The sequence below is a fragment of the Pseudoxanthomonas sp. LjRoot204_2 genome, from assembly GCF_056175765.1.
The window spans coordinates 1-3,715 of the sequence record NZ_JBGFFG010000343.1; the positions used below are offsets into that span (position 1 = coordinate 1).

The 3,715-nt window shown below is 64.9% G+C and carries 4 protein-coding genes; all 4 read left to right on the forward strand.

Going from position 1 to position 3,715, the window contains the following annotated elements:
* Window positions 1-1,171: type 4b pilus protein PilO2 (gene pilO2 / locus AC04L7_RS14330; protein WP_475513256.1), on the forward strand; the 1,171-nt coding region annotated here is incomplete at its 5' end.
* The gene (gene pilP / locus AC04L7_RS14335; protein WP_436001374.1) at window positions 1,161-1,649 is read left to right on the forward strand and encodes a type IV pilus biogenesis protein PilP; all 489 of its coding nucleotides are present in this window, start codon (window positions 1,161-1,163) and stop codon (window positions 1,647-1,649) included. The genes pilO2 and pilP, both read left to right, overlap by 11 nt.
* A gap of 17 nt (window positions 1,650-1,666) precedes the next feature.
* A complete protein-coding gene (locus tag AC04L7_RS14340; protein ID WP_436001376.1) occupies window positions 1,667-3,247 on the forward strand; it encodes a GspE/PulE family protein in 1,581 nt (526 codons plus the stop codon).
* Between the two features lie 11 nt (window positions 3,248-3,258).
* The coding region (locus tag AC04L7_RS14345) for a type II secretion system F family protein (RefSeq protein WP_475513257.1) at window positions 3,259-3,715 on the forward strand (457 nt) is incomplete at its 3' end.

Consider the following 3,715-nt stretch of genomic DNA (forward strand, 5'->3'; position numbering starts at 1 on the left):
TGTCTCGCAGGCCGGCTATGCACCCAAGGGGCTGAATCACCTGAAGGGCAGCTACTCGCTCGCTGCCTTCCTGGCGGGCCACCTGGGCAACGCCTGGCTAGGTGCGTTCGAGATCGATGAGGACTCGTTCGCGGTCGTCTGCGTTCTGCCCGATGGCAGCATCATGCCGGGCCTGGACAACGTGTTCGGCCGCGAGGAAGCGCAGAACAAGCTGCGCGAGACGTTCGCGCTGTTGGGCGACGACGTCCAGTTTTCCAAGGCGAAGAAGGTCTACGGGCCTGACAGCTTCGACGCCGAGAAGGAAATCAAGCTGACGGATCTGGTCAAGCCGAAGGGGATGAAGGCCGAACACCGCCTGCGTCCGATCAACTTCGGCTTCGGCCTCAAGGGCGCGCTCGGCGTGGCTGCGCTGCTGCTGGTGATCGCTGGCGGCGGTGGTGCGTACGCGTACATGAAGCATCGCGAAGAAGTGCAGCTGGCCCTTGCGGCGGCGGCCGAGCTGGCCAAGCAGGAAGAGCTGGCGCTCAAGGCCAAGGAAGCGGCGGAGCAAGAGCGCGTTCGCAAGGCCAACGCGCAGCAGCTGACCAAGCCATGGCTGACGGCGCCGACCGGTATCGAGGTCGTACGCGGCTGCGCGTCCGCGGAACAGCTCGTGCCCCTGTCTTTGGGAGGCTGGATCTTCACCCAGTCCACGTGCAGTAACGCTGGCCTGGTGGCGACCTACCGTCGATCCGCGGTGGCGCCCACGACGGTGGCCCAGTTCGCCGAGGCGGTGAATGCGCGCATGGGCAGTGCCGCCACGATCATCGACGCGGGTGAGGCTGGCACAGTCAGTTTCCCGGTCGAGGCTCCTGTCAACGTGCCGGCGCAGTTGAACGAGGCCAAYGCATTGCTGGTCGCGCTGACGGCGCGCATGCAGGGCCTGGGCAGTGCTGGGGACGTGGCCTTCACCTACACCGAGAAGCTGTTCACCCCCGACCCGAATTCCGATGCGCCCACAGCATCGCCTGATTGGCGCACCAGCCAATACACCATCACGACCAAGCTGCCGCCGCGCACGTTGCTTGCGGACTTGGATACCACGGGCCTGTACGTCACCAGCATCGAAACCCGGCTGGCCGAGCAAGCCGAGCTGACCTGGACCATTACCGGAGAGATCTATGGCAAGTAAGACCCTGCTGATGCTGGCGCTGCTCTGTGCGTCGCCGCTGGTGTCCGCGCAGACCGTGGGCGCGCTCTCGGACCTGCAATCCGAGACGATCATGATCAAGGCCAAGGCCGAGCAGGAGAAGGCGCGAGCCTCGCTGCTCGAAGCCAAGGGAGCTCCCTCCGCATCGGCCTCTGCAGACGCAGAGCCCGTGTTCCTGGGCATCTTCGGCGGTGAGCGCACGCTCTATGCCCGTTTTGCTCTGGATGGCGGCGCTGTCGTCGAAGTACGCGAGGGCGACCCGATCATCGGTGGATACCGTGTGGCCAAGCTGACGGCCAACGACATCGTGCTGACCAAGCACGGTCGCCGCTGGCAGATCCGCATGCCGGGCGGCCAGGACTCCGCGCCTGTAGCAGCTCCGGCCGTGTTGCCGGCTGCTCCGCTGCCGTCGCCTCTGCCGCCGCCGGCACCCGCCGCCGCACCTGCAGCCCTGCGCTGAAGCGCATCGGAGAGCACGTGAACGCTGACAGCAATGTGATCGAACTGCCCGCCAAGCATGCGGCGCCTGCCGCGGCGCAAAGCATGCCCGGTTGGCAGGAGCGCTGGCGCGATCTGTCCGTGCTCAGCCGCCAGGGCGGGACTCACCCCGCTCCTGCCGCGTTGCAGGGGCAGCTGATCCTGTTCGAGGACGGCGAACTGCTGGTGGAGAGCTCCAAGCGCATCGATACGGTAGTCCTGGAGTACATGGACTCGGTGCAGCGCAAGGGCGTGCACCTGAAGGTCAGGTCCGTCGATGGTGGCTTCCTGCAGCAGGTCATCGTGCGCCTGGAAGGCGAGCAGGTGTCCTCGGCGATCACGGTCGAGGAAACCAGCGTCCGTCAGGACGAAGTGCTGTCCATGCTCGCTGAAGGCGTTCGCCGGCGCGTGAGCGACATCCACATCGAAGTCGTGGGCGATGGCGCCGACGTGCGCTACCGCATCGACGGCGCGCTGACGTTTATCCGTCGCATTTCCAAGCGGGAAGACGCTTACACGCTCGCCCGTACGGTCTATCAGTCGATGACCGACGTCGCCGAGCCCGTGTTCGAGCCCACGCAGGTCCAGGATGCTCGTATCAAGACCGAATTCCTGAGCCGTGCCGAGCTCAACGGCTGCCGTGTCGGCACCATCCCTACCGATCGCGGCTTCGACATGGTGTTGCGCCTGATGCCGCGCACGACTGGCACGGTGACGCTGGAGGACCTGGGCTTCCATCCGGAGCAGATCCAGGTCTTCGAGCGCCTGACCCAGAAGAAGACGGGCGTGAACATCTTCAGTGGTCCGACCGGTAGCGGTAAGACCACGGGTCTGGCCGTGATGATGGAGAGCATCGTCAAGAACTTCGCCGGCGAGCTGAAGGTGTTCTCGTTGGAGAACCCGCCGGAACAGCGCATGCGTGGCGTGAGCCAAGTGCCGGTGCACAGCGATGGCTGGGAAAAGCGCCTGAAGGGCATTCTCCGCGTCGACCCCGACGTCGTCATGGTCGGCGAAATGCGCGACCAGTCCTCCGCCCAGGTAGTGCTGCAGGCAGCACTGACCGGCCACGGCGTTTGGACGACGCTGCACGCCAACGATGCGGTGGCGATCCTGCAGCGCCTGGGCACGTGGGATCTGGAGCGAGACATCTTCACCGATCCGCGCGTGCTGACCGGACTGATCAACCAGGGGCTGGTGCGCCTGCTCTGCAAGGACTGCAAAGTGCCTTGGGCCAGCGCCAGGCCGAACCTGCCGAAGGCGCTTGTGGAGCGCGTGGAAGCGCGCTGCGACGTCAAGGGCGTGTTCGTGCGGGGCCAGGGCTGCGAGAACTGCCATGGCACCGGCTGCAAGGGTCGCACGGTGGTGGCGGAAGTCATCGCACCGACGCTGGAGTTCATGCGGATCTACAACGAGCAGGGTGCCGCCTTCGCGCGTGACTACTGGCGCAAGGAAATGCATGGCATCACCAAGCTGGACCACCTGGCGATGAAGATCGAGGCTGGCCTGGTTGACCCGGATATCGGCGAGAAGATGATCGGTCTTCTCGATGATGAGCCTCAACTCAACGCGAGGGCTGCCTGATGGCCGCTGTCATGGACGCTTCCAGCGCGTCGTTCGTCGAGCGCGTGGACATTGCGCTGCGCAAGTTCGATTTCAGCACCGACAAGCGCAAAGAGCTCTACCGTACGCTCGGCATCCTGCTCAAGTCGGGCCAGCTGCTTCGCGAGGCGCTGGACGAGCTCTACAACGTCCACAGCGACGCCGGCAAGAAGCCAAAGCGCGCCATCGCCGCGATCCTGTCGCACGTGAGCGGCCAGGTTTCCAACGGCTCGCGCTTCAGCGACGCCATTCGCATGTACGTCAGTTTCGATGAGTACGCGATCCTCAACGCGGGTGAACAGTCGGGCGATCTGCTCAAGGCCTTCGCCGAAGCCACGAAGGTGGCCGAAGCCAAGGGCAAGATGCTCTCGGCCGTGCTGATGGGTGCTTCGTACCCGATCGTGCTGTTCCTCAACCTGGGCTTCCTGCTGTGGGTGGTACAGGCCAAGC